The 26,556-nt window shown below is 43.9% G+C and carries 20 protein-coding genes, 3 tRNA genes and 3 rRNA genes; 6 read left to right on the forward strand and 20 right to left on the reverse strand.

The window, feature by feature from the left end:
- Window positions 1–43: 43 nt before the first annotated feature.
- Window positions 44–2,071, reverse strand: a complete 2,028-nt coding sequence (gene rep, locus ACY3ZI_RS19585; RefSeq protein ID WP_211886800.1) for a DNA helicase Rep — start codon at window positions 2,069–2,071, stop codon at window positions 44–46.
- 291 nt (window positions 2,072–2,362) lie between these two features.
- On the reverse strand, window positions 2,363–3,838 hold the full coding sequence (ilvC, locus tag ACY3ZI_RS19590; protein ID WP_211886798.1) for a ketol-acid reductoisomerase: 1,476 nt from the start codon (window positions 3,836–3,838) through the stop codon (window positions 2,363–2,365).
- Between the two features lie 188 nt (window positions 3,839–4,026).
- Here ilvC and ilvY point away from each other — a divergent pair, with 188 nt between their 5' ends.
- Window positions 4,027–4,923: an HTH-type transcriptional activator IlvY gene (ilvY, locus tag ACY3ZI_RS19595; RefSeq protein ID WP_132496295.1), complete on the forward strand. Its 897-nt coding sequence runs from the start codon at window positions 4,027–4,029 to the stop codon at window positions 4,921–4,923.
- Here the strand turns inward: ilvY and ilvA are convergent.
- From ilvA to ilvL, 6 genes are all read right to left on the reverse strand, one after another.
- Window positions 4,915–6,489 carry a threonine ammonia-lyase, biosynthetic gene (gene ilvA, locus ACY3ZI_RS19600; RefSeq protein ID WP_487375731.1) on the reverse strand — a complete coding sequence of 525 codons (1,575 nt, stop codon included), beginning with the start codon at window positions 6,487–6,489 and terminating at the stop codon, window positions 4,915–4,917. The two genes, ilvY and ilvA, sit on opposite strands and share 9 nt — an antisense overlap.
- Before the next feature lie 2 nt (window positions 6,490–6,491).
- Window positions 6,492–8,342 carry a dihydroxy-acid dehydratase gene (gene ilvD, locus ACY3ZI_RS19605; RefSeq protein ID WP_036948781.1) on the reverse strand — a complete coding sequence of 617 codons (1,851 nt, stop codon included), beginning with the start codon at window positions 8,340–8,342 and terminating at the stop codon, window positions 6,492–6,494.
- 61 nt (window positions 8,343–8,403) lie between these two features.
- Window positions 8,404–9,333, reverse strand: a complete 930-nt coding sequence (locus ACY3ZI_RS19610) for a branched-chain amino acid transaminase (protein WP_006658220.1) — start codon at window positions 9,331–9,333, stop codon at window positions 8,404–8,406.
- A 12-nt stretch (window positions 9,334–9,345) separates the two neighbouring features.
- A complete protein-coding gene (gene ilvM / locus ACY3ZI_RS19615) occupies window positions 9,346–9,615 on the reverse strand; it encodes an acetolactate synthase 2 small subunit (protein WP_036948778.1) in 270 nt (89 codons plus the stop codon).
- A complete protein-coding gene (gene ilvG / locus ACY3ZI_RS19620) occupies window positions 9,612–11,258 on the reverse strand; it encodes an acetolactate synthase 2 catalytic subunit (RefSeq protein WP_487375732.1) in 1,647 nt (548 codons plus the stop codon). The genes ilvM and ilvG overlap by 4 nt, the downstream gene beginning before the upstream one ends.
- Before the next feature lie 130 nt (window positions 11,259–11,388).
- Window positions 11,389–11,487, reverse strand: a complete 99-nt coding sequence (ilvL, locus tag ACY3ZI_RS19625; protein WP_108478773.1) for an ilv operon leader peptide — start codon at window positions 11,485–11,487, stop codon at window positions 11,389–11,391.
- A 481-nt stretch (window positions 11,488–11,968) separates the two neighbouring features.
- Here ilvL and ACY3ZI_RS19630 point away from each other — a divergent pair, with 481 nt between their 5' ends.
- On the forward strand, window positions 11,969–13,495 hold the full coding sequence (locus ACY3ZI_RS19630; protein WP_211886792.1) for a YifB family Mg chelatase-like AAA ATPase: 1,527 nt from the start codon (window positions 11,969–11,971) through the stop codon (window positions 13,493–13,495).
- Between the two features lie 97 nt (window positions 13,496–13,592).
- Here the strand turns inward: ACY3ZI_RS19630 and ACY3ZI_RS19635 are convergent, their stop codons facing one another.
- Window positions 13,593–13,931, reverse strand: a complete 339-nt coding sequence (locus tag ACY3ZI_RS19635; protein WP_036948772.1) for a MaoP family protein — start codon at window positions 13,929–13,931, stop codon at window positions 13,593–13,595.
- A gap of 111 nt (window positions 13,932–14,042) precedes the next feature.
- Here ACY3ZI_RS19635 and hdfR point away from each other — a divergent pair, with 111 nt between their 5' ends.
- Window positions 14,043–14,873: an HTH-type transcriptional regulator HdfR gene (gene hdfR, locus ACY3ZI_RS19640; RefSeq protein WP_211886790.1), complete on the forward strand. Its 831-nt coding sequence runs from the start codon at window positions 14,043–14,045 to the stop codon at window positions 14,871–14,873.
- A 281-nt stretch (window positions 14,874–15,154) separates the two neighbouring features.
- Here hdfR and ACY3ZI_RS19645 read toward each other — a convergent pair.
- The 6 genes from ACY3ZI_RS19645 to ACY3ZI_RS19670 form a co-directional block, all read right to left on the reverse strand.
- A tRNA-Trp gene (locus tag ACY3ZI_RS19645) sits at window positions 15,155–15,230 on the reverse strand.
- Between the two features lie 8 nt (window positions 15,231–15,238).
- A tRNA-Asp gene (locus ACY3ZI_RS19650) sits at window positions 15,239–15,315 on the reverse strand.
- 56 nt (window positions 15,316–15,371) lie between these two features.
- Window positions 15,372–15,487, reverse strand: a 5S ribosomal RNA gene (rrf, locus tag ACY3ZI_RS19655).
- 136 nt (window positions 15,488–15,623) lie between these two features.
- Window positions 15,624–18,529 (reverse strand): 23S ribosomal RNA (locus ACY3ZI_RS19660).
- A 226-nt stretch (window positions 18,530–18,755) separates the two neighbouring features.
- Window positions 18,756–18,831 (reverse strand) — tRNA-Glu (locus ACY3ZI_RS19665).
- Window positions 18,832–18,916: 85 nt separating this feature from the next.
- A 16S ribosomal RNA gene (locus ACY3ZI_RS19670) occupies window positions 18,917–20,455 on the reverse strand.
- The 16S, 23S and 5S rRNA genes sit together here with 3 tRNA genes alongside, the layout of an rRNA operon.
- A gap of 571 nt (window positions 20,456–21,026) precedes the next feature.
- On the opposite strand from ACY3ZI_RS19670, the gene ACY3ZI_RS19675 reads away from it, so the two are divergent.
- A complete protein-coding gene (locus tag ACY3ZI_RS19675) occupies window positions 21,027–21,572 on the forward strand; it encodes a gamma carbonic anhydrase family protein (protein WP_211888011.1) in 546 nt (181 codons plus the stop codon).
- Here the strand turns inward: ACY3ZI_RS19675 and ACY3ZI_RS19680 are convergent.
- Genes ACY3ZI_RS19680 through dprA form a run of 5 tightly spaced genes read right to left on the reverse strand, consistent with a single transcriptional unit; the run spans window position 21,548 to window position 24,863 of the window.
- Window positions 21,548–21,808 carry a DUF1488 family protein gene (locus tag ACY3ZI_RS19680; RefSeq protein WP_211888010.1) on the reverse strand — a complete coding sequence of 87 codons (261 nt, stop codon included), beginning with the start codon at window positions 21,806–21,808 and terminating at the stop codon, window positions 21,548–21,550. The genes ACY3ZI_RS19675 and ACY3ZI_RS19680 overlap by 25 nt on opposite strands.
- Entirely contained in the window at window positions 21,808–22,623 is an 816-nt protein-coding gene (aroE, locus tag ACY3ZI_RS19685; protein WP_211888009.1) for a shikimate dehydrogenase, read from the reverse strand. The genes ACY3ZI_RS19680 and aroE overlap by 1 nt, the downstream gene beginning before the upstream one ends.
- Before the next feature lie 6 nt (window positions 22,624–22,629).
- A complete protein-coding gene (tsaC, locus tag ACY3ZI_RS19690; protein ID WP_211888008.1) occupies window positions 22,630–23,199 on the reverse strand; it encodes an L-threonylcarbamoyladenylate synthase type 1 TsaC in 570 nt (189 codons plus the stop codon).
- Between the two features lie 9 nt (window positions 23,200–23,208).
- Complete coding sequence (locus tag ACY3ZI_RS19695; protein WP_036955862.1) at window positions 23,209–23,751, reverse strand: DNA topoisomerase family protein; 543 nt, start codon at window positions 23,749–23,751, stop codon at window positions 23,209–23,211.
- 32 nt (window positions 23,752–23,783) lie between these two features.
- Complete coding sequence (gene dprA, locus ACY3ZI_RS19700; RefSeq protein ID WP_487375733.1) at window positions 23,784–24,863, reverse strand: DNA-processing protein DprA; 1,080 nt, start codon at window positions 24,861–24,863, stop codon at window positions 23,784–23,786.
- A 132-nt stretch (window positions 24,864–24,995) separates the two neighbouring features.
- Here dprA and def point away from each other — a divergent pair, with 132 nt between their 5' ends.
- Together def and fmt are read left to right on the forward strand one after the other, a co-directional pair.
- Window positions 24,996–25,517, forward strand: a complete 522-nt coding sequence (def, locus tag ACY3ZI_RS19705; RefSeq protein WP_211888006.1) for a peptide deformylase — start codon at window positions 24,996–24,998, stop codon at window positions 25,515–25,517.
- A gap of 44 nt (window positions 25,518–25,561) precedes the next feature.
- A complete protein-coding gene (gene fmt / locus ACY3ZI_RS19710; protein ID WP_211888005.1) occupies window positions 25,562–26,509 on the forward strand; it encodes a methionyl-tRNA formyltransferase in 948 nt (315 codons plus the stop codon).
- The last annotated feature ends 47 nt before the right edge of the window (window positions 26,510–26,556 follow it).

A 26,556-nucleotide genomic window follows, 5' to 3' on the forward strand; every position in this document is an offset into this window, starting at 1 on the left:
ATAGGTTCCCACCTTGTCGTGGGAACTCTCTTAGACTCTTTCGCTACTGATCGGTTTTCTTATTTAACCCTAAGCGCGCCTTGATATCCGCTAAAGCGGACTGCCCTTTTTGCATCCGCTCTTCGGCAGTAACCACTTTTCGTTGCTGCTCCCACACCAAATCATCTTGCGGTAATTCCATTAAAAAGCGGCTCAGTTCAGGGCGGATCAGTTCACCATATTGGCGGCGCTCACGGCTATGAGTAAAGAATAACTCTCTCTGCGCTCGCGTAATACCCACGTAGGCCAGTCGACGCTCTTCATCAATGTTATTTTCATCGATACTACTTTGATGAGGCAATAACCCTTCCTCCATCCCAACTAAGAAAACATATGGAAATTCAAGACCTTTAGATGCGTGCAATGTCATCAACTGAACCTGATCTGAATCTTCATCATCTTCCCCACGTTCCATCATATCGCGCAACGTAAAACGAGTGACAACCTGATTGAGCGTCATTGGGTCATTCAGCTCATCCCCTTCAATCATTTCGCTCATCCATGTAAACAATTGATTGACGTTTTTCATTCGCATTTCGGCGGCTTTGGTACTGGCAGAGGTTTCGTACAACCAGCTTTCGTAATCCATCTCCCGTAAAAGATCCCGTACCGCTATCAACGGTTCACGCTCCGAAATCCGGACTATCCCTTCCATCCAATGAGTGAAACGTTGCAACGCTTCCAACCCTTTCCCTGTTAAAGTCTGTTCCAGACCTAAATCAAAGCTGGCGTGATACAAACTTTTGCCTCGTTGATTCGCCCATTCTCCCAATTTTTGGATAGTTTTAGGGCCAATTTCTCGGCGCGGTGTATTCACAATGCGCAAAAAAGCGCTGTCATCTTCAGGGTTAGTCAGCACCCGCAAATAAGCTAAAAGATCTTTAATTTCAGGTCGTGAGAAAAATGATGTCCCACCTGAAATTCGGTAAGGAATGCGGTTTTGCATCAGCATTTTTTCAAAAATACGCGACTGATGATTACCGCGATACAAAATCGCATAGTCTTTATATTGAGTTTTATTAATAAAGTGGTGAGCAATTAATTCACCAATCACGCGTTCCGCTTCATGGTCTTCATTATTCGCTGTCAGCACCTTTAATGGCGCCCCATACCCCAACTCAGAAAATAATTTTTTCTCGAAGACATGAGGGTTATTGGCAATCAAAATATTGGCCGCTTTCAAAATACGACCTGATGAGCGGTAATTTTGCTCCAATTTAATCACATTCAGTTTTGGAAAATCTTGGCTGAGTAACACTAAGTTTTGCGGTCTCGCACCGCGCCAAGAGTAAATCGACTGGTCATCATCACCAACGACGGTAAAGCGAGCACGGCTGCCCACGAGTAATTTCACGAGCTGATACTGGCTGGTGTTCGTATCTTGGTATTCATCCACCAGCAAATAACGAATTTTTTGCTGCCAGCGCTCCCGAACTTCTTCATTATGATACAGCAGCAATGTTGGTTTGCTGATTAAGTCATCAAAATCCAAGACATTACAGCTTTTTAAATGCAGCTCATAGCGGCGATAGCACTCAGCAAAATGGTGCTCTTTTTCCGTTCTCGCTTGCCCAACCACTTGCTGAGGAGAAATAAGATCGTTTTTCCAATTTGAGATCGCGGAGATCAATTGTTGAAGAAGATCTTTATCTTCTTCAAGCAGGTCAAACGTGAGTTCTTTGAGTAACGCCATTTGGTCTTGGTCATCAAACAAAGAAAAATTGGCTTTGATACCTAACGCTTTATATTCGCGTTTGATAATTTCCAGTCCCAAAGTATGGAATGTAGAAATGATTAACCCTCGGGCTTCTTTTTTACCTAATGTTTGTCCCACACGCTCTTTCATTTCGCGCGCGGCTTTATTGGTAAATGTCACCGCCGCAATCTGCCGAGGCTGATAGCCACATTGGCGGATCAAATGCGCAATTTTATTGGTAATAACCCGTGTTTTACCTGAGCCTGCCCCTGCCAAAACAAGGCACGGACCATCTACATATTCAACCGCCTGTTGCTGGCTAGGATTTAATCGCATGGTTTCTCTGTATCACTTAGTTATTCAAAAAGGAATTTGCTACAGATTGTAGCAGAAACCGACCCAACTCTTGAGCAACGATCCTGCCTATTTATAAAAAACAAAAAACCACATCATTCAGCAGAGCGATGTGGTTTTGCTTTGTTCTATTATTACATAGAAATATTTTTCTAAACTATTCGCGTTAGAGGAAGGCGGCAAAGGAGGTTATCCCAAGGAGCATACATTGAGTATGTGACTTGGGTAACCGAGTGCAGCCAACGCACCTATCACGCGAATAGTGAAGAAAAATCAACTTCCAACTGAAATTTTCTTCATATCCGTCATATACCCGCGTAAAACTTTACCGATCTTCTCGATAGGATGATTACGGATAGCTTCGTTAATATCACGCAATTGCGCGTTATCTGTTCCGTTATCTGCAACTGGTTTTGCTAAATCACCCGCTTGTAACTTGGTCATAAACTCTTTCAGCATTGGAACCGCTGCGAATGAGAACAGGTAGTTACCGTACTCCGCAGTATCAGAGATAACGACGTTCATTTCATATAAACGCTTACGTGCAATCGTGTTAGCAATCAGCGGCAGCTCATGCAGTGATTCATAGTATGCTGACTCTTCTAAGATACCCGCTTCTAACATGGTATCGAACGCTAACTCAACACCCGCTTTAACCATCGCAACTAACAGAACACCGTGGTCAAAATACTCTTGCTCTGCGATTTTACCTGCAAATTCTGGGTAGTTTTCAAAAGATGATTTGCCGGTCTCTTCACGCCATGTCAGCAAGTTTTTATCATTGTTCGCCCAGTCAGCCATCATTGTTGATGAAAACTCACCAGAAATAATGTCATCCATATGTTTTTGGAACAGTGGCGCTAAGATGGTTTTCAGTTGTTCTGATAATGCATAAGCACGGATTTTCGCTGGGTTAGATAAGCGATCCATCATCAGGGTGATGCCGCCCTGCTTCAGTGCTTCCGTGATTGTTTCCCAACCAAACTGAATTAATTTCCCTGCATAGCCCGGCTCTACGCCATCAGCAACCATTTTGTCATAGCTCAGTAACGCACCTGCTTGCAACATACCACACAGAATTGTTTGCTCACCCATTAAGTCAGACTTAACTTCAGCAACGAAAGAGGACTCTAAAACACCCGCACGATGGCCGCCAGTCGCTGCTGCCCATGCTTTCGCAATTGCCATCCCCTCGCCTTTCGGGTCATTTTCAGGGTGAACAGCAATCAGTGTTGGAACACCGAAACCGCGCTTATATTCTTCACGAACTTCGGTGCCTGGGCATTTTGGTGCAACCATCACAACCGTGATGTCTTTACGGATTTCTTCACCCACTTCAACGATGTTAAAACCATGAGAATAACCCAGTGCAGCGCCTTGTTTCATCATTGGCTGAACGGCACGAACAACCGTAGAGTGTTGTTTGTCTGGCGTTAAGTTAACAACTAAATCTGCTTCAGGGATCAGTTCTTCATAAGTTCCAACTTTGAAACCGTTTTCTGTCGCTTTACGCCATGACGCACGTTTTTCTGCGATCGCTTCTGGACGCAGCGCATAAGCGATATCTAAACCAGAATCGCGCATGTTCAAACCTTGGTTCAGACCTTGAGCACCACAACCGACGATGACGATTTTTTTACCTTTCAGATAGCCAGCTTCATCCGCAAATTCTTCGCGTTTCATGAAACGACACTTGCCTAATTGCGCTAACTGCTCACGTAAATTCAATGTATTAAAATAATTCGCCATGGTCTTACTCCATTATTCGGTCAGTGTTCTGTTGTGTTCGTATTATCAGGCAACTTCGTTACCTGTTGCTCATTATTGAGCAGTTATGGATTTACTATATGCGATGATGAGCATTGCTTAAATTGATATATTAACAATGTAATGTTGCAATATTTGCAACGATAATCAAGTTATCATCAGAGGGCAAAATGGATATTCGTGATCTACAACTGTTTTTACACTTAGCAGAAAGCTGCCACTTTGGTCGAACGTCAAAGGCCATGCATGTCAGCCCATCCACACTATCAAGACAAATTCAGCGTTTAGAAGATCAATTGGGTCATCCTCTGTTCATCCGTGATAACCGTTCGGTAAAACTGACCCAAGCGGGTGAGCATCTCAAGCAATTTGCCCAGCAAACGCTGTTGCAATATCAGCAGTTAAAACATGCTCTCAACCAGCAAAGCCCGTCATTAAGCGGGGAATTACGCCTATTTTGCTCAGTCACCGCCGCTTATAGTCATTTACCTCAAGTACTTGATAAATTTCGTGCTTTGCATCCACTCGTTGAAATAAAACTCACTACGGGCGATGCCGCAGATGCCGTTGAAAAAGTCGAAACCAAAGAAGCCGATTTAGGCATCGCAGGTAAACCTGAAAAATTGCCCGATAACGTGAGATTCGCAAAAATTGGGGAAATCCCCCTAGTGCTTATTGCCCCATCACTGCCTTGTGCGGTACGGAGTATGGTGACAGAAAAGGAGCCTGATTGGTCTACAGTGCCTTTCATTCTTCCTGAACATGGACCTTCTCGTAAACGTATTGAATTATGGTTTAAACGCCATCGTATCCATAATCCAGTGATTTACGCAACGGTTTCAGGTCATGAGGCGATTGTATCTATGGTGGCATTGGGGTGTGGTATTGCATTAATACCAAGTGTCGTCGTTGATAATAGCCCCGAGCCAGTTCGTAGCCGTGTCTCTCAACTTGATAATATTTCGATGGTCGAACCGTTTGAACTTGGCGTTTGCCTGCTCAGCAAACGCCTGAGTGAACCATTAATTAAAGCATTCTGGGAATTGCTCCCAGAACACTCAATCTAATGTTTTTCTGCTATCTTGAGGCGCTAAAAAGAAACGGAAGGATGGATTCCCTGTTTCATCATGATATTCATATCCTAGTGCATCAAGGTGGCGATCAAAGCGTACTTCTGGCCCCGAAAGCTCAAAGGCCGCCAGCACTCGCCCATAATCCGTTCCATGACTACGATAATGAAATAGCGTGATATTCCAGTGAGTTCCTAGTGTTTCTAAGAACTTCAATAACGCCCCTGGAGATTCAGGAAACTCAAAACTATACAGCTTTTCATCCAATGGCTTCGATGGGCGCCCACCAATCATATAGCGCACATGCAACTTCGCCATTTCATCATCCGATAAATCAGCGACTTCATAACCATTATTTTGCAGCCCTTGAATAATGTCGTGCCGCTCTTGCTCACCACCATTTAAGCGAACACCCACAAAAATGCAGGCACGCTCTGGGTCAGCATCTGTATAGCGATAATTAAACTCAGTGATTGAGCGGTTACCAAGCAATTGGCAGAATCGCAAAAAACTACCTTTCTGTTCAGGAATAGTCACCGCAAGCAGCGCTTCTCGTTGTTCACCTAATTCGCAACGCTCGGAGACATAACGTAAACCATGGAAGTTCATGTTTGCACCTGACAAAATATGCGCCAGCCTTTCACCTTTAATGTTATGTTGCTGAACATATTTTTTTAGTCCCGCCAACGCTAACGCCCCCGACGGTTCTGCAATCGCTCTCACATCTTCAAAAATATCCTTCAGTGCCGCACAAATAGCATCACTATCTACGGTAATCACATCATCGACATACTGCTGGCATAGGCGAAAGGTTTCGTCACCAATGCGTTTCACAGCAACGCCTTCCGCAAATAAACCAACACGAGGGAGATCAACAGGATGACCAGCCTCTAATGCCGCTTTTAGACAGGCTGCATCTTCAGCTTCTACACCGATAATCTTAATCTCAGGCATCAACTGTTTGATTAATACAGCGACGCCAGCAATCAATCCACCGCCCCCAACAGGCACAAAAATACGGTCGAGGTGAGCATCCTGCTGAAGGAGTTCTAGTGCAATAGTTGCTTGACCTGCTATCACAGACGGATGATCAAATGGCGGTACAAAGGTATATCCTTCGCGTTTTGCTATCTCAATTGCGTGAGCTTTAGCTTCATCAAAATTTGCGCCGTATAAAATGGCCTCTCCACCAAAACTGCGAACAGCATCCACTTTGATATCTGCGGTTGCCACTGGCATAACAATTTTGGCCTTAATGCCAACACGATTAGCCGACAACGCTACGCCCTGCGCATGATTCCCTGCTGATGCTGTGACAACACCTTTAGCTTTTTGCTCTTCGGTCAAGCCCGCAATCATGGCGTAAGCGCCACGTAATTTAAAACTGTGTACTGGCTGCCTATCTTCACGTTTGACTAAAATCGTATTACCCAGACGTGAAGAGAGCTTGCTCATTTCTTGAAGTGGCGTCACTTGTGCCGCTTCATAGACAGGCGCACTAAGCGCCGCCTTGAGATAATCGGCACCTGTCGGTGCCGCAGGTAATGGTTTTGCGGCTGCCACAATTAGCCTCCTAATTTAGACTTATCGCGTACAGCACCTTTATCCGCACTCGTCGCCAAAGAAGCATAAGCACGCAAAGCGAAAGAAACCTCACGCTGACGATTACGCGGAGTATAGGCTTTATCTCCGCGCGCTAATTCTGCTTCGCGACGTTTTGCTAACTCACTGTCGTTAACATCTAGGGACATGGTACGCTTTGGAATATTGATATCGATAATATCCCCATCTTGTACCAGAGCCAGCAATCCGCCACTTGCCGCTTCAGGAGAGATATGCCCGATTGATAAACCTGAACTTCCTCCTGAGAAACGCCCATCGGTGATCAGTGCACAATCTTTACCTAATCCCATCGATTTCAGATAAGAAGTTGGGTACAACATTTCTTGCATACCTGGTCCGCCTTTAGGACCTTCATAACGGATAACAACAACATCGCCGGCAACAACTTTTCCACCTAAGATAGCCTCTACCGCATCATCTTGGCTTTCAAACACTTTTGCAGGTCCACGGAAAGTTAAGCTACCTTCATCAACCCCTGCCGTTTTCACGATACAGCCATCTTCGGCGATATTGCCAGCAAGTACCGCCAAACCACCATCCAAGCTATAAGCATGCTCAAGATTGCGGATACAACCATTTTCACGGTCAGTATCTAGCGATGGCCAACGGCAATTTTGAGAAAATGCTTGGGTGGTTCGAATACCTGCAGGTCCCGCTGAAAACATAGATCTTACAGATTCATCCTTCGTCAACATAACATCGTACTGAGCTAATGTTTCTGGTAATGAAAGACCTAGAATATTCTTCACATCTTCCTGCAATAAACCTGCACGGCTCAGCTCCCCAAGAATACCAATCACACCACCAGCACGGTGTACATCTTCCATATGATATTTTTGTGTGCTTGGTGCAACTTTACATAAATGAGGGACTTGACGAGATAAGCGGTCAATATCATCCATGGTGAAATCTACTTCTGCTTCTTGTGCAGCTGCCAGTAAATGCAGAACAGTATTTGTAGAGCCTCCCATCGCAATATCTAATGTCATCGCATTTTCAAATGCAGCCTTTGTCGCGATATTACGCGGTAATGCGCTTTCATCATTCTGTTCGTAATAACGTTTAGTCAGCTCAACAATTCGCTTACCTGCATTGATAAATAACGTTTTACGATCAGCGTGAGTCGCAAGTAATGAACCATTTCCTGGCTGAGAAAGACCCAATGCTTCGGTTAAACAGTTCATTGAATTCGCAGTGAACATCCCTGAGCATGACCCACATGTTGGACATGCTGAACGTTCAATTTTTTCACTATCTTCATCACTGACATTTGGATTCGCGCCTTGGATCATCGCATCCACAAGGTCAAGTTTGATGATTTGATCTGAAAGCTTGGTTTTTCCTGCTTCCATTGGTCCACCGGAAACAAAAATCACGGGAATATTCAGGCGCAAGGATGCCATTAACATACCTGGGGTGATTTTGTCACAGTTGGAAATACATACCATGGCATCTGCGCAGTGCGCATTCACCATATATTCTACCGAGTCTGCTATCAGCTCACGGGAAGGTAAGGAATACAGCATACCGCCATGTCCCATTGCAATCCCATCATCCACTGCAATAGTGTTAAACTCTTTCGCGACGCCGCCCGCTTGTTCGATTTGTTCTGCGACGAGCTTGCCTAAATCACGTAAGTGCACATGACCTGGAACAAACTGAGTAAATGAGTTTACAACGGCAATAATTGGCTTTCCAAAATCATCATCGGTCATACCTGTCGCGCGCCATAATGCTCGCGCTCCTGCCATATTACGGCCATGAGTGGTTGTTGCTGAACGGTACTTAGGCATATCTTAACTCCCGAGTTTTAAAACAGGCGGGGAACGACCGCCTGTAATTTTTAATATTTAATTATTGAGGGTTTACTGGATCTAACCAGCCCCATTTGTCTTCTGTTGTACCGTTAAATAAGCCAAAGAATGCTTGCTGAATTTTCTTCGTCACAGGGCCACAACGACCGATACCAACTTGGATACCATCAACACTGCGAACTGGCGTGATTTCAGCTGCGGTTCCTGTCATAAAGACTTCATCCGCTAAGTACAGAGATTCACGAGACAACGTTTGTTCACGCACTTCAATTCCCATATCTTTCGCTAATGTCAAAATGGCATCACGGGTGATCCCTGGTAACGCCGATGACGTAAATGGCGGGGTATACAAAATGCCATCTTTTACTTCAAAGATATTCTCGCCTGCACCCTCAGAAAGATAACCATGAACATCCAGAGCGATACCTTCTTGGTAGCCATGGCGGCGCGCTTCGCTACCAACCAGTAATGAAGACAGGTAGTTACCACCTGCTTTTGCACCAGTAGGGATAGTATTCGGTGCAACACGATTCCATGAAGAGACCATTGCATCAATTCCTTGATCTAATGCCTCTTCACCTAAATATGCTCCCCATGGGAATGCGGCTAAAATAACATCTGTACTGTAACCATCTGGTGGGTTCACCCCCATGCCCACATCACCAATGAAAACTAATGGACGAATATAGGCGCTGACTAAGTTATTTTTACGCAGAGTTGCACGACAAGCTTCCATTAACTCATCAACGCTGTAGCTGACAGGCATACGGTAAATTTTCGCAGAATCATGTAAACGCTGCATGTGTTCACGATGACGGAAAACCACAGGTCCCTTGTGTGAATCATAGCAACGGACGCCTTCAAATACGGAAGTTCCGTAATGCAGAGCGTGAGACATTACATGAACTTTAGCATCTGCCCATGGCGTCATTTCACCGTTAAACCAAATAAAGTCAGCTTTCTTAGTCATTTTATCTATTCCTTACATTGCACTTTGTGTGCGTAATAGTCGCGATTCTTGTTGTTTTATTTCAACTTCAGTGATGTCAGCCAACTTCGTTAACTGTGCACATAACTGTGCCAACGGTCTCTGGCTGCTGACAGTTAGTTCGATACTTACATTATCACTATCTGATAATTGATCCACATTCATAGAACTAATCCGAAATCCACGATGGCGAGTTACTCGCAAAATACGCTCTAAAACCTCGGGGCGGAAACGGGCTAATATCGAGAGTTGATGTTGCATCATAACGGTTTCTCCATCATTTTTTCGTTACTAGCCCCTGGTGGAACCAATGGCCAGACATTTTCTAATTCATTAATTGATACCTGTAATAAAAACGCGCCCTCACTTGTCAGTAGCTCATCGAGTGCTGCGTCCACTTCTGATTTACATCTAATACGGCGACCTTGAATGCCAAAAGCGCTCGCTAATGCAACAAAGTCTGGGTTGTCAGTCAAAATGGTTTCACTATAGCGTTGCTCGAAAAACAGCTCTTGCCATTGACGAACCATTCCTAATCGTTGGTTATCTAACAATAAAATCTTAACGGGTAATTGCTTACGTTTGATAGTTCCCAGTTCTTGCACGTTCATCATGAAAGAGCCATCGCCAGAGACACAAACAACGGTATCTTCAGGGCGAGCGACTTGAGCACCCACCGCTGCTGGGATCCCAAAACCCATCGTTCCTAATCCGCTTGACGTTAAAAAATTCTCTGGCCCATCAACAACAATATGTTGAGCAGACCACATTTGGTGCTGACCAACGTCTGTTGTAACAACAGTATTGGGTTTCATTTTGTCTGATAGTTGTTTCAGTAATAATGGGGCGTAGATTGGTTCACCAGGGTGGTCATAACGCCAACCAAACTCCTGCTTAAGCTGTTGAACCTCTTCCTGCCAACTTGTGATATTTTTTGTCACCATCAATTGAGGTAATAACACTTTCGCATCACCCAATAGGGCAACATGGGTTTGACGTAATTTATCCAACTCAACGTGATCAATGTCGATATGAATAACTTTCGCATTAGGAGCAAAAGTGTTTAATTTACCTGTAACTCTATCGTCAAAACGCGCACCAACCGCGATGAGTAAATCACAACGTTGCACTGAAATATTGGCAGCTTTTGTACCGTGCATCCCCAACATGCCTAGATAGTTTTTATCTGCTGGATGTACTGCACCTAAACCTTTCAAGGTGACAACTGACGGAATCTTTGTGTGTTCTATAAAGGCTCTTAATTCAGTTACAGCCCCTGACATCCCGACTCCACCACCAATGTATAACATCGGTTTTTCTGACTGTTCCAACAGCGTTCTTGCTTGTTGGATTGTATCCTCAGAAGTCGAGTCTTGTTGCTCTACAGGCATTAAATAGGGCGATAAATCTGCACGTTGCAGCTGAATATCTTTCGGAATATCAATCAGTACTGGTCCGGGACGCCCACTATTTGCGATTGCGAAAGCTTCAGCAAGAATACGAGGTAAGTCCTCTATGGATTCCACCAAAAAACTATGTTTTGTACAGGCCAAAGATAATCCTAAAACATCAATTTCCTGAAAGGCATCTGTACCAATAAACTCTGAAGCTACCTGCCCGGTGATAGCAACAACAGGGACTGAGTCAAGCAATGCATCAGCCAATCCTGTAATCACGTTTGTTGCTCCAGGACCTGAAGTCGCAATACAAACACCTGTTTTTCCTGTCGAACGAGCATAGCCGATGGCAGCGATAACTGCGCCTTGCTCATGGCGACACAGCAAATGCTCCACACCACCATCATACAACGCGTCATAAACAGGCATGATAGCGCCACCTGGATATCCAAAAACAGTATCAACGCCTTGTGTCCTTAATGCTTGAACTAACCACTGTGCTCCGTTCATGTTTATCACCTATCTGCCTTTTTATTTACTTGTATTTATTATGTTTTTATTATCTTTGTTGGTTTGCATAAATTTTATGTCAAAAAAAACCCCGCGCCTTTCGGTGCGGGGTTCTCGTAAGATTTAGCTATTATTTCAGCTTTCGTCGTCCAAGTGCAGCCCCGCACGGTGGGATAATAATCACCACCACGCTAATAATTAGGCTAATCACTTGGATGAATTTGTTCATGTGTTTAATCTTTTCAACTTTAATCGTTATCTTTATTAAAGAACTATCATTTTAAAATTACTTTGACAACTCTTATTTATTTTTTTAATGATTAAGTTTTTTATTTCATTTAAATTCAATGAATTATAATTAAATCAGACTAAACAACTATTAATAAAGCAAAAACCTAGCGATTAGCAATAATATTTACCCATGATTTAGTTCAATTCTCTGTCTCTGATTTAGTGAAATGTACGCTATCAAGCCTATCCAAAAAATTAATCTCACTTAACCAATTTGCTGTTGAAACTATTGTTATTCAAAAAACAAAATGAATGTAACTAGCTAAATTAAAGCCTTCAAAACGCATCGAGAAAAAATGAAACACCCATGCAATTAAACAATTTAATTATCGAGTCGCTTCGCAAATATCAAAATCACAATAGAAAAACACGTCTGATTCACAACAGAATATTATGCTAGTCAATCAAAGAGGTGATTTATGACGTTAGCTATTGTTTACACTCGAGCATCTATTGGATTAGACGCTCCTCTTGTGACTGTTGAAGCGCATATTAGTAATGGGCTACCGGGGTTAACTTTAGTTGGGTTACCAGAAACAGCAGTTAAAGAAGCGCGAGATAGGGTGCGGAGTGCTATGGTTAATAGTGGCTTTGAATATCCAGTAAAAAAAATGACGGTAAACTTAGCGCCAGCAGATTTGCCTAAAGAAAGTGGTCGTTATGATTTAGCTATTGCGATTGCAATACTTGCGGCATCAGGACAAATTCCTGATCAGTTATTGAAAGATCATGAGTTTCTTGGTGAGTTAGCGCTCTCTGGAGATATACGCTATGTCAACGGTGGGATCCCTGCCGCTCAAGCAGCAATAAACCAAAACAGGCAATTAATTCTATCGAAAGATAATCAGTATCAACTCAGTTTATTAGCTGATAGAAGCGTCAGTTTTGCCACATCTTTACTGGAACTTTGTCATTACCTGCATCAAAAAAGTACACTATCGAGTAATCAACAAGTTATTCAACATGCCTATCCCTTTGACCATGAAAATGATATTCGCGATATCATAGGTCAAGAGCAAGGAAAGCGAGCATTAGAAATCAGCGCAGCAGGTGGACACAATTTATTACTGCTAGGTCCTCCCGGTACAGGTAAAACTATGTTAGCTCACAGGTTGATAACTTTACTCCCGCCCTTAACGCCTCAAGAAGCACTGGAAGTCACAGCATTACATAGCCTTAGCCAAACCATGGAAACCATAAATAAGTGGCCTACACGACCATTTAGATGCCCTCACCACAATACATCAATGACCGCTTTGATTGGTGGTGGCTCCTTACCTAAGCCAGGAGAGATATCCCTCGCCCATCACGGCATATTGTTTCTAGATGAATTACCTGAATTTACACGCTCCGTATTAGACTCTTTACGAGAACCGCTAGAATCTCATCAAATTGTCATTTCAAGAGCAAAAGCTAAGGTGTGTTTCCCTGCTAACTTCCAATTAATCGCAGCACTTAACCCTAGCCCCACTGGGCATTACCAAGGAGAAATGAGCCGTACCTCTCCAACGAAAGTACTACGATACTTATCACGCATTTCAGGGCCATTCTTAGACAGGTTTGATCTCTCTATTGAGATCCCTCTACTCCCTCTAGGTACTTTAAGTCAACAAACGCACCAAGGCGAAGCTAGCAAACAAATTCGCTTACGAGTTATTGATGCAAGAAACCAACAAATCAATCGAGCGGGTAAAATTAATAGTCAGCTAACAGCAAGTGAAACAACAAAAACCTGCCTACTGGCTGCTGAAGATGCACTATTCTTAGAGAGTGCACTTATTAAACTAGGGCTATCTATCCGCGCTTGGCACAGGATTCTTAGAGTTTCGCGAACAATTGCAGATCTTAGCTATTCACCGAATATACAACGTGAACATTTACTAGAGGCGCTAGGGTATCGGGTAATGGATAAGTTATTGCTTCATTTGCAAAAACAAGTAAGCTGAAGGAATTAAGACAAAAGTTAATGCTTAGACATAAACAACAAAAGGGACCTAAGTCCCTATTTGTTTTAATGCTTATACTGTTTTAATACTAATGAAATTAATCATCCGTATCAGTATAGTCTTCTGATGGATCTATCTGTGGCTTACCACCCGATAGTGTGTGGAAGCGCTTTGGACGGTTAATTCTGCTAGAATATTTCACCCATACTTTTTCTTCAAGGGTTGTAGGTTCGCGCTCTCCACGGCAAACAGCGACGAATAATTTTTCTTCTTCTGTTTGCGCTGCGCGTTTTCCTGTATCAAGCTCATTGAAAGCTTGACCATGACGTTCTAGCAACTGAGCTTCTTTGATGGTGAAATCACCATGACGAGAAAAGCCACGTGGGTAATGTTTATTATCAAAAAAACGATTAGTCGTGATGAAGCTATCTGCCATCTGACACACTCCTAACTGATTACGGTCAACTCTATATGGCGCGGAGTATTAGACAGCATTGACAATCTGTAAAACAAAACATTTGAATCATCACGACAAAAATTATTGGAGATGCGTGTGGACAGCGAGTTATTAAGAACTTTTTTAGAAGTTAGTAGAACCAGACACTTCGGCAGAGCCGCAGAATCTCTCTACTTAACGCAGTCTGCCGTTAGCTTTCGTATCAGACAGTTAGAAACCCAATTAGGTACAAGTCTATTCACACGACACCGAAATAATATTCGTTTAACTGCTGCTGGAGAACGTTTAGTTCCTTATGCTGAATCTCTAATGAATACATGGCTTCAAGCCAAAAAAGAGATATCACACGCATCCCAGCATACAGAGCTGTCTATCGGCGCTACTTCATCATTATGGGAAAGTTATCTCACTGGTTGGTTGGAAGTTTTATATAACCAACATGATGAGCTACGATTAGAAGCTCGCGTATCTACACGCCAATCACTCGTCAAACAGTTACACTCTAGAGAATTAGACTTACTGATAGCGATCGAGCCACCAAAAATGGATGAATTTGAAAGTACCATCATTGGTTCTATTCAACTTCAATTAATGGCATCCCAAAAGAATATAGCCCTTACTCAGTATAATTTTATCAAGCTAGAATGGGGGGCTGATTTTCATCCCAAGAATGAGCCAACGCTACTTCAAGATGATTCCCCTGTAATGATTACGACGTCCGCAGAAATTACGCGTCAATTGTTGCCTGTATCGCTTTCAGCGGCATTTTTACCAACACATTGGCTCCAACATTATCCAACGTTAAAAACACTCTCAAATAACGTTATTGCTAAGCCTTTATACGCAATTTGGCTGAAAAAAAATGATCAGCAAGTTCTAATTAATCAACTTATTAAAACACCAATACCAAATACTCAATAAATATTAGAGAATTCGAAAAAGGGCGAACTATCGCTCTTTTTTATTGCTACATTTTATCACTTAGATGGAATATTTAACGATAGGTAGATAGGTAGATAGGTAGATAGGTAGATAGGTAGATAGGTAGATAGGTAGATAGGTAGATAGGTAGATAGGTAGATAGGATAAATGCTAGGAAATTTCATAGCTAGGAAGAAAATAGAGGGATATAAAAAGAAAAACCCGATTAATATAATCGGGTTATCAATAGATACTTCTTTTATTATTACTTAATTGGTAACTGGCAGGGGCGGAGAGACTCGAACTCCCAACACCCGGTTTTGGAGACCGGTGCTCTACCAATTGAACTACGCCCCTAAATTAAGTGGCGGAACGGACGGGACTCGAACCCGCGACCCCCTGCGTGACAGGCAGGTATTCTAACCAACTGAACTACCGCTCCACTTATTCTTTTTGCCTTTCAGCAACTTATTGCTTCGCAATAAGCTTTAATTTAATGTCTGGCAGTTCCCTACTCTCACATGGGGAGACCCCACACTACCATCGGCGCTACGGCGTTTCACTGCTGAGTTCGGCATGGGGTCAGGTGGGACCACCGCGCTATTGCCGCCAGACAAATTCTGTTTATTCCCGTTTAAGTCTTCTCTTAAACCAGAATATCAATCTTGAACAAGCTGTGTGTCTACCTTCCGGTTTCCACTCTCATTGAATCAACTCAATCTCTCTTCTCGAAAACACCTTCGGTGTTGTCAGGTTAAGCCTCACGGTTCATTAGTATTGGTTAGCTCAACGTATCGCTACGCTTACACACCCAACCTATCAACGTCTTAGTCTTAAACGTTCCTTTAGGACCCTTAAAGAGTCAGGGAAGACTCATCTCAAGGCAAGTTTCCCGCTTAGATGCTTTCAGCGGTTATCTCTTCCGCACTTAGCTACCGGGCAATGCCATTGGCATGACAACCCGAACACCAGTGGTGCGTCCACTCCGGTCCTCTCGTACTAGGAGCAGCCCCTTTCAATCTTCCAACGCCCACGGCAGATAGGGACCGAACTGTCTCACGACGTTCTAAACCCAGCTCGCGTACCACTTTAAACGGCGAACAGCCGTACCCTTGGGACCTACTTCAGCCCCAGGATGTGATGAGCCGACATCGAGGTGCCAAACACCGCCGTCGATATGAACTCTTGGGCGGTATCAGCCTGTTATCCCCGGAGTACCTTTTATCCGTTGAGCGATGGCCCTTCCATACAGAACCACCGGATCACTAAGACCTACTTTCGTACCTGCTCGAGCCGTCACTCTCGCAGTCAAGCTGGCTTATGCCTTTGCACTAACCGCATGATGTCCGACCATGCTTAGCCAACCTTCGTGCTCCTCCGTTACTCTTTGGGAGGAGACCGCCCCAGTCAAACTACCCACCAGACACTGTCCGCACCCCGGATTACGGGGCTACGTTAGAACATCAAACATTAAAGGGTGGTATTTCAAGGTTGGCTCCACGCAGACTGGCGTCCACGCTTCAAAGCCTCCCACCTATCCTACACATCAAGGCTCAATGTTCAGTGTCAAGCTATAGTAAAGGTTCACGGGGTCTTTCCGTCTTGCCGCGGGTACACTGCATCTTCACAGCGAGTTCAATTTCACTGAGTCTCGGGTGGAGACAGCCTGGCCATCATTACGCCATTCGTGCAGGTCGGAACTTACCCGACAAGGAATTTCGCTACCTTAGGACCGTTATAGTTACGGCCGCCGTTTACTGGGGCTTCGATCAAGAGCTTCTCCTTACGGATAACCCCATCAATTAACCTTCCAGCACCGGGCAGGCGTCACACCGTATACGTCCACTTTCGTGTTTGCACAGTGCTGTGTTTTTAATAAACAGTTGCAGCCAGCTGGTATCTGCGACTGGCTTCAGCTCCATGGGTAAACCACTTCACCTAATGCCAGCGTGCCTTCTCCCGAAGTTACGGCACCATTTTGCCTAGTTCCTTCACCCGAGTTCTCTCAAGCGCCTGAGTATTCTCTACCTGACCACCTGTGTCGGTTTGGGGTACGATTAATGATAATCTAGAGCTTAGAGGCTTTTCCTGGAAGCGGGGTATGAGCTACTTCGCCACCGTAGTGACTCGTCATCAGACCTCAGCATATAGTGAACCGGATTTGCCTAATTCACCTGCCTACATCCTTAAACCGGGACAACCGTCGCCCGGCCAGCCTAACCTTCTCCGTCCCCCCATCGCAATTATCACCAGTACGGGAATATTAACCCGTTTCCCATCGACTACGCATTTCTGCCTCGCCTTAGGGGTCGACTCACCCTGCCCCGATTAACGTTGGACAGGAACCCTTGGTCTTCCGGCGTGCGGGTTTTTCACCCGCATTATCGTTACTTATGTCAGCATTCGCACTTCTGATACCTCCAGCATGCCTCACAGCACACCTTCACAGGCTTACAGAACGCTCCCCTACCCAACAATATTTACATATCGCTGCCGCAGCTTCGGTGCATAGTTTAGCCCCGTTACATCTTCCGCGCAGGCCGACTCGACCAGTGAGCTATTACGCTTTCTTTAAATGATGGCTGCTTCTAAGCCAACATCCTGGCTGTCTGAGCCTTCCCACTTCGTTTCCCACTTAACTATGACTTTGGGACCTTAGCTGGCGGTCTGGGTTGTTTCCCTCTTCACGACGAACGTTAGCACCCGCCGTGTGTCTCCCGTGATAACATTCTTTGGTATTCGTAGTTTGCATCGAGTTGGTAAGTCGGGATGACCCCCTAGTCGAAACAGTGCTCTACCCCCGAAGATGAGTTCACGAGGCGCTACCTAAATAGCTTTCGGGGAGAACCAGCTATCTCCCGGTTTGATTGGCCTTTCACCCCCAGCCACAAGTCATCCGCTAATTTTTCAACATTAGTCGGTTCGGTCCTCCAGTTAGTGTTACCCAACCTTCAACCTGCCCATGGCTAGATCACCGGGTTTCGGGTCTATACCCTGCAACTCATTCGCCCAGTTAAGACTCGGTTTCCCTACGGCTCCCCTATACGGTTAACCTTGCTACAGAATATAAGTCGCTGACCCATTATACAAAAGGTACGCAGTCACACCACAAGGGTGCTCCCACTGCTTGTACGTACACGGTTTCAGGTTCTATTTCACTCCCCTCGCCGGGGTTCTTTTCGCCTTTCCCTCACGGTACTGGTTCACTATCGGTCAATCAGGAGTATTTAGCCTTGGAGGATGGTCCCCCCATATTCAGACAGGATAACACGTGTCCCGCCCTACTCGTCGAGTTCACAACACTAACACCTTCGGATACGGGGCTATCACCCTTTACTGCCGGCCTTTCCAGACCGTTCTCCTGATGCTAATGCTGATTAAGACTCTGGGCTGCTCCCCGTTCGCTCGCCGCTACTAGGGGAATCTCGGTTGATTTCTTTTCCTCGAGGTACTGAGATGTTTCAGTTCCCTCGGTTCGCCTCGTTTGACTATGTATTCATCAAACGATAGTGCAACGAATTGCACTGGGTTTCCCCATTCGGAAATCGTCGGTTATAACGGTTCATATCACCTTACCGACGCTTATCGCAGATTAGCACGTCCTTCATCGCCTCTGATTGCCTAGGCATCCACCGTGTACGCTTAGTCGCTTAACCTCACAACCCGAAGGTGTCTTTACCAACTGACCCGACGGTCAATTGAACACATTCACGTTGAGATTTTTGAGAGACTCTCACATTGTTTAAGCGATAAACAATGTGCGTTGTTTTCAATTTTCAGCTTGTTCCAGATTGTTAAAGAGCATAATTGTTAAACCAACTACAACGTAATTGGCTTAATCATTATTTGTGGGGAACGTCTTTCACTCATTCTCCGCGCAATTGGCGTCCCCTAGGGGATTCGAACCCCTGTTACCGCCGTGAAAGGGCGGTGTCCTAGGCCTCTAGACGAAGGGGACACTACAGTCAGCTTCGCAGACGCGCTTTTTGCTCTACTTTCTATCAGACAATCTGTGTGAGCACTTCACAAAAACACTTCAATGGTAAGGAGGTGATCCAACCGCAGGTTCCCCTACGGTTACCTTGTTACGACTTCACCCCAGTCATGAATCACAAAGTGGTAAGCGCCCTCCCGAAGGTTAAGCTACCTACTTCTTTTGCAACCCACTCCCATGGTGTGACGGGCGGTGTGTACAAGGCCCGGGAACGTATTCACCGTAGCATTCTGATCTACGATTACTAGCGATTCCGACTTCATGGAGTCGAGTTGCAGACTCCAATCCGGACTACGACGTACTTTATGAGTTCCGCTTGCTCTCGCGAGGTCGCTTCTCTTTGTATACGCCATTGTAGCACGTGTGTAGCCCTACTCGTAAGGGCCATGATGACTTGACGTCATCCCCACCTTCCTCCGGTTTATCACCGGCAGTCTCCTTTGAGTTCCCGACCGAATCGCTGGCAACAAAGGATAAGGGTTGCGCTCGTTGCGGGACTTAACCCAACATTTCACAACACGAGCTGACGACAGCCATGCAGCACCTGTCTCAGAGTTCCCGAAGGCACCAAAGCATCTCTGCTAAGTTCTCTGGATGTCAAGAGTAGGTAAGGTTCTTCGCGTTGCATCGAATTAAACCACATGCTCCACCGCTTGTGCGGGCCCCCGTCAATTCATTTGAGTTTTAACCTTGCGGCCGTACTCCCCAGGCGGTCGATTTAACGCGTTAGCTCCGGAAGCCACTCCTCAAGGGAACAACCTCCAAATCGACATCGTTTACAGCGTGGACTACCAGGGTATCTAATCCTGTTTGCTCCCCACGCTTTCGCACCTGAGCGTCAGTCTTTGTCCAGGGGGCCGCCTTCGCCACCGGTATTCCTCCACATCTCTACGCATTTCACCGCTACACATGGAATTCTACCCCCTCTACAAGACTCTAGCTGACCAGTCTTAGATGCCATTCCCAGGTTAAGCCCGGGGATTTCACATCTAACTTAATCAACCGCCTGCGTGCGCTTTACGCCCAGTAATTCCGATTAACGCTTGCACCCTCCGTATTACCGCGGCTGCTGGCACGGAGTTAGCCGGTGCTTCTTCTGTTGGTAACGTCAATCGCTGATGATATTAGCATCAACGCCTTCCTCCCAACTGAAAGTACTTTACAACCCTAAGGCCTTCTTCATACACGCGGCATGGCTGCATCAGGCTTGCGCCCATTGTGCAATATTCCCCACTGCTGCCTCCCGTAGGAGTCTGGGCCGTGTCTCAGTCCCAGTGTGGCTGATCATCCTCTCAGACCAGCTAGGGATCGTCGCCTTGGTGAGCCATTACCTCACCAACTAGCTAATCCCATATGGGTTCATCCGATAGCGCAAGGACCGAAGTTCCCCTGCTTTGCTCCTAAGAGATTATGCGGTATTAGCTACCGTTTCCAGTAGTTATCCCCCTCTATCGGGCAGATCCCCATACATTACTCACCCGTCCGCCGCTCGTCAGCGAGAAGCAAGCTCCCCCTGTTACCGCTCGACTTGCATGTGTTAGGCCTGCCGCCAGCGTTCAATCTGAGCCATGATCAAACTCTTCAATTAAAAAGCTTGATGCTCAAAGAATGTTACTGTCGTTTGATTTCCGAAGAAACCAAATTACCTATTAGTTCATATATATGAATTAACGTGTTAGTCACTCTTCAAGACTTAAAATCAAATATTTTTTTGATAGTGTCCTGTGAGTGCCCACACAGATTGTCTGATAAATTGTTAAAGAGCGGTGCGACTTAATCTTTTGATTATCGACTTTAGGTCGTTGTCGCGAGGTGTCGTATACTACGTTTTTTATTTAGAAAGTCAAGCGATTATTTTCAACTATTTTCTTTCTTCACCTCTGTTATCACGGGGCTTCGAGGTTTTCTTCGAGCCGGTTTGTCGTGACAACGGATGCGCATTATAGGGAGCTCGAAAAATTACACAACCTTTTTTTTTAAAAAAAATATCGTTTGCAGATAATTTCATCATTATGCTTTTTTTACTATCACTATGATTATAAAAACAGCTATTTTGCCGTATAATTCTATTCATATTGTCATCTCTTAATTATTTGATTCTTAATTAAGAGCTTCCTTATAGTTACCTTTATATCCATCTACGTTTTATGGCTACGAATATGAATACATCTTTAAGACCTTATTTAGAAACCTTCCCTTCAGTCGCTACAAATGTTTTTATTGACCCATCTTCTGTCGTCATTGGAGATGTTCGCTTAGCCGAAGATGTAAGTATCTGGCCACTATCAGTGCTACGCGGCGATGTGAATTATATCTCTATAGGGGCACGAACGAATATTCAGGATGGCTCCGTGTTACATGTCACCCATAAGTCCACCAGCAATCCTGATGGAAATCCATTAATCATTGGGGAAGATGTCACTGTTGGACATAAAGTCATGCTGCACGGATGCACGATAGGTAATCGAGTTCTTGTCGGTATGGGATCTATCGTGATCGATGGGGCTATTATTGAAGATGATGTCGTGATCGGCGCTAATAGCCTAGTCACTCAGGGAAAAAGGTTAGAGTCTGGTTACTTATATATGGGAAGCCCAGCCAAAGCGATTCGAAAGCTCACCGAAGCTGAACTTAGTCATTTACGTTATTCAGCTAATAATTATGTTGAGTGGAAAAATAATTACTTATCGTCCAGCAATTCATAGAAGCCATGTTCATTGTCGAGTCCTTGTTCAATCAAGGCCTCGAACTCTTCTTCTATATCCCAGCGATAATGTTGAAAAAGCGCCAGTGGAGCTTCATTCTGGCCATATCGTTTAATAAGTAGGGCTTGTGAAACAACACACTCTGAAAGTAGTCCATTAACTAAAACAGGAAAACGCACCTTATTGATAGCCGGGTCCCATACTTCCCTGTCTGGAAATTGAATCGCTTGATTCATTATTCAAGTTCCTTTTTTAACTCTTTTAATACTGGCTCAATCTCTGGTATCACCCCATGCCAAAGTTTAAACGCAAATGCCGCTTGCCCAACCAGCATACCTAAGCCATCAGCTAGCTTATTCACTTGATGCTGCTTAGCGAATGACAAAAAGGGTGTTAAACCTCGTTGATAAAACATGTCATAACATGCGGTCTGTTCAGAAAACAGTTCAGGACTGATTTTAGGAATCTCTCCAGTCACTCCTGAAGACGTACCATTAATAATCAGATCAAATTCCGCCGAAATGAGCTTCTCCATTGGTCTACTCTGTATTTTCCCAAGAGCCGAAAACTGGTGAGACAAAGATTCTGCTTTTATAAAGGTTCGGTTAGTCAACGTAATATCGCAGCCGTACTCAAGTAGAGGTAATAAAGCGCCACGAGTTGCGCCACCAGCTCCAATAACTAATATTTTGCTTGAAGACGATACAAACCCAAGGCGCTGTAAATCAAGCAACAATCCCGCACCATCAGTATTGTCACCCAAAAAGCGGTGATTATCGAGCTTTCTAATGGTATTTACGGCGCCACAGGTTTGAGCTCTTTCCGTTAACTCTGATACAAATTGAAAGGCCCTTTCTTTAAACGGCAATGTAATGTTTGCACCCTGTCCGCCTTTTTCAAAAAAGTCTGATAAATAAGCTTCAAAATCTTCTACGGGAGCAAGTATTTTCTGGTATTCAAGATCAATGCCTACCTGCTTAGCAAACATTTGATGTATTGAGGGTGATTTACTGTGTTGAATCGGATTACCAAAAACTGCAAACATTCCCATTAATCATTATCCTTTACGATACAATTGCCCAGTTAAAGCATCTCGAATTTCTGATGGATTTAATCTTCCACCAACAGCCCCATCAAGAACGGGGATCGTATCTTTAAACTGCGCAATCACCTCTTCTGTGGTTCGACATGGTTCCAACCCACTCAAATTTGCACTCGTTGATACAACTGGCTTGCCATATTCACTGCAAAGCGCTTTCACTAATTCATGGTTTGTCACACGAACAGCTAAAGTATCAAATTGACCCGTTAACCATTTTGGTGTCGTTTTCTTTGCCGGGATCACCCAGGTGACAGGCCCTGGCCATGTAGCAAACATCGCTTGGCGCTGCTGCTCATTAAGTTTGCTGTCATCGACATAATTTTTGAGCTGCTCATAATTATCAGCGATCAAAATTAACCCTTTTTCCCAAGGGCGCTGTTTCAATTCAAGTAATTTATTTACCGCAACTTCACTATCAGGGTCACATCCTAAGCCAAAAACGGCTTCAGTTGGATAAGCGATAACTTGTTGTTGTTTCAATGCTTCAATAATATTTTTAATTGCAGGTGTAGATTGATTTTGCATAGTTTTAACTCATAGTTCTTCTTGTAACTGACCGCAGCGTTTGCTGGCACAGAACAATCTTACTCCCTGTCCAACCTTTTTTTCCATAAGTAATGGGTATTCACAAGACTGACATTTTCCCACTACAGGCTTATTATTCAGGATAAACTGACAGTTAGGATAATTATCGCAAGCATAAAAAGTTTTACCAAAACGGGATTTTCTTTGTAGTAAATTACCTGTTTGGCATTGAGGACAAGGAACCTTAGTTTCATCCGGTTTATCGATGAGCTCTGTATGTTCACATTCAGGATAGTGGCTACAGCCAATAAACATCCCAAAACGCCCTTGTTTTAACACCAAATCATATCCGCATTTAGGACAGCTTTGACCTTCCAATACTTTGACAATGTGAGTCTCAGCAACAGCTCTTAATGGCTTAATATAATGACATTGAGGGTAACCAGAGCACGCTAAAAAAGGCCCATGAGCTCCGTTTCGAATAACCAGCAAAGAGTTACATTCAGGACAGTATTCATTTTTATCTGTATCAAAAGGCAATTGCTTCGACATGTTTTTGTTTAATCCATTCTCTTCTTCAACAACTAACTGACTCGAATATATCCACCAGCCACTGATATAACTGCACCATCTATCTCCAGTTCAGTTAAGGCTGAAATCACTTGCGTGATAGGTAACTGTAACTCAGTCGCGATAATATCTACAGGGGTCGATTGGTAGCCTACCATACCTAAAATCCGACTTTCTGTCAGATTTAACTCTGGCTCAGCAGTGGTTTCAATCTCTAGCTCTGGTTGTATCCAATTTGGTGAGCATTCTAAATGTAGCAATATATCCTCGGGCTCTACCAATAAGTATGCCCCTTGTTGTATCAACCAATGATTGCCGCTAAATGCTGAGTTACCTAATGGTGCAGGCAGTGTAAATAGATCTCGATTTTGTTCAATTGCATATCGAGCTGTAATCAACGACCCACTTTTCATACCCGCTTCAATAACCAATACTGCTTTGCTTAGCCCACTAATGATACGATTTCTTCGAGGAAACTGTTTTGCTAATGGAGGAGCATCAGGAAAATACTCTGAAACTAATACCCCTTCAGACCTAATTCGTTCTGCTAGATCAACGTGTTGTTTTGGATAAATATGGGAAAGTCCACTTCCTAATACTGCGACTGTCTTTCCTTGGTTTTCTATTGCAGTTCTATGACTGATACCATCAATTCCTAATGCTAAACCGCTAGTGATCACCAAATTATAATCGATGAATTTTCTAACAAATGCTTCAGTCCATTTTTTACCATATGCAGTAACTTGCCGGCTTCCTATGACGGCAATTTGCTTTTCAGATAATAATTCACTTCGTCCCGACACAAACAGTAATAAAGGAGGGTTATATATCTGCTTTAACAAAAAAGGATATTGCGCATCTAAAAATGTAATTAATTGATTTTCTTTGACTTCCAACCATTTCAAAGTTGAATCAATACGCTTTAAAGGGACATTTAAGAATTGCAATCGCTGCATTTCATTCAGCCCACAGACCTTTAAGCCTGTATGATTTACTTTATCCAATTGTTTTAATTTAGATATTATCTTTAGTGCTGTTTTTATCCCAACGCGGCTAACTTGCGAAAGCCTTAGCCATATTTCCTGTTCATTCATTTTGTCTTCCTGACAGATAAGTTAGCACATTTGGAAACGAACAAATCATAACCAATACTGTCAATATGACTGATAAATGTCTAGAATAGACGGTAATTACTTTTCAAATTTTGGAAACTACTCGAAAAATTTATGTCAGTCTTAAACGTGTTACATTACCCAGACGAGCGCCTTCGCACCGTTGCAAAACCAGTTGAAAAAGTTGATGTATCTATCCAGCGTATTATTGATGATATGTTCGATACGATGTATGACGAGGAAGGCATTGGGCTCGCAGCAACGCAAGTGGATATCCACCAGCGCATCATTGTTATTGACGTTTCTGAATCACGTAATGAGCGCCTTGTACTTATCAATCCTGAGCTTCTTAATAAAGAAGGTGAAACAGGTATAGAAGAAGGCTGCCTATCAATCCCTGAACAGCTAGGATTTGTACCAAGGGCGGAGAAAGTGAAAGTGCGTGCTCTTGATTATAACGGTACTTCATTTGAACTTGAAGCTGATGGTCTACTGGCTATCTGTATTCAACATGAAATGGACCATTTAGTTGGAAAACTATTCGTTGATTACTTATCACCGTTAAAGCGCCAACGTATCCGCCAGAAAGTAGAAAAACTTGATAGACTGAGAGCTAAAGAAGCTAAAAATCGTTGATTTGATAATAAGTTAGTCTTTATTACTATAAATGGGAAAGGATCGTGTCAGAACCATTAAGAATTATTTTTGCAGGTACGCCTGATTTCGCAGCTAAACACTTGGCTGCATTGTTAGAAACCAATCATAACGTTGTTGGTGTATTAACTCGTCACGATAAACCTGCAGGTAGAGGCAAAAAGCTAACACCGAGCCCAGTGAAAATTCTTGCGGAAGAACATGGAATACCTGTTTTCCAGCCCGTTACTTTACGTGATCCAGACAATCAACAATGGATCAAAGATCAAAATGCTGATCTGATGATTGTCGTTGCTTATGGTTTGATCCTGCCACAAGCCGTTTTGGATATTCCCCGTTTAGGCTGTTTGAATGTTCATGGTTCATTGTTACCACGCTGGAGAGGTGCAGCTCCAATTCAACGATCTATTTGGGCTGGCGACCATGAAACTGGTGTCACGATCATGCAGATGGATGCCGGTCTTGATACTGGAGATATGTTATATAAAGCCACTTGCCCGATTACGGCTGAAGATACGAGTGCGACTTTATATGAAAAGCTGGCGATGACAGGGCCTAAAGCGCTCATTCATACAGTAGATTTACTCTCTTCGGGCCATTGTTCCCCAGAAAAACAAGATGATTCACTTGCCAATTACGCTGAAAAATTATCTAAAGATGAAGCGCGAATTGATTGGAAACTACCTGCTGAACACATTGAACGCTGTATTCGTGCCTTTAACCCTTGGCCAATGAGTTATTTCATGGTTCAAGAGCAATTAATCAAAGTATGGCAAGCGGAAGTCATCGCTCAAGCGCATAATCAGCGCCCAGGTACTATCATCAGTGCCGATAAAAAAGGCATCAGTGTTGCTACTGGCAATGGGATATTAAATATTACGCAGCTACAACCACCTGGTAAAAAAGCGATGAGTGCGCAAGATATCCTTAACTCCCGCCGCGAATGGTTCATACCTGAGCAATTGCTAGACTAATATATTGGTAGCATTACCTGAAAATGCAGATCCGGTAATGCTACTTA

It is taken from the genome of Providencia sp. LY12 (assembly GCF_057621555.1).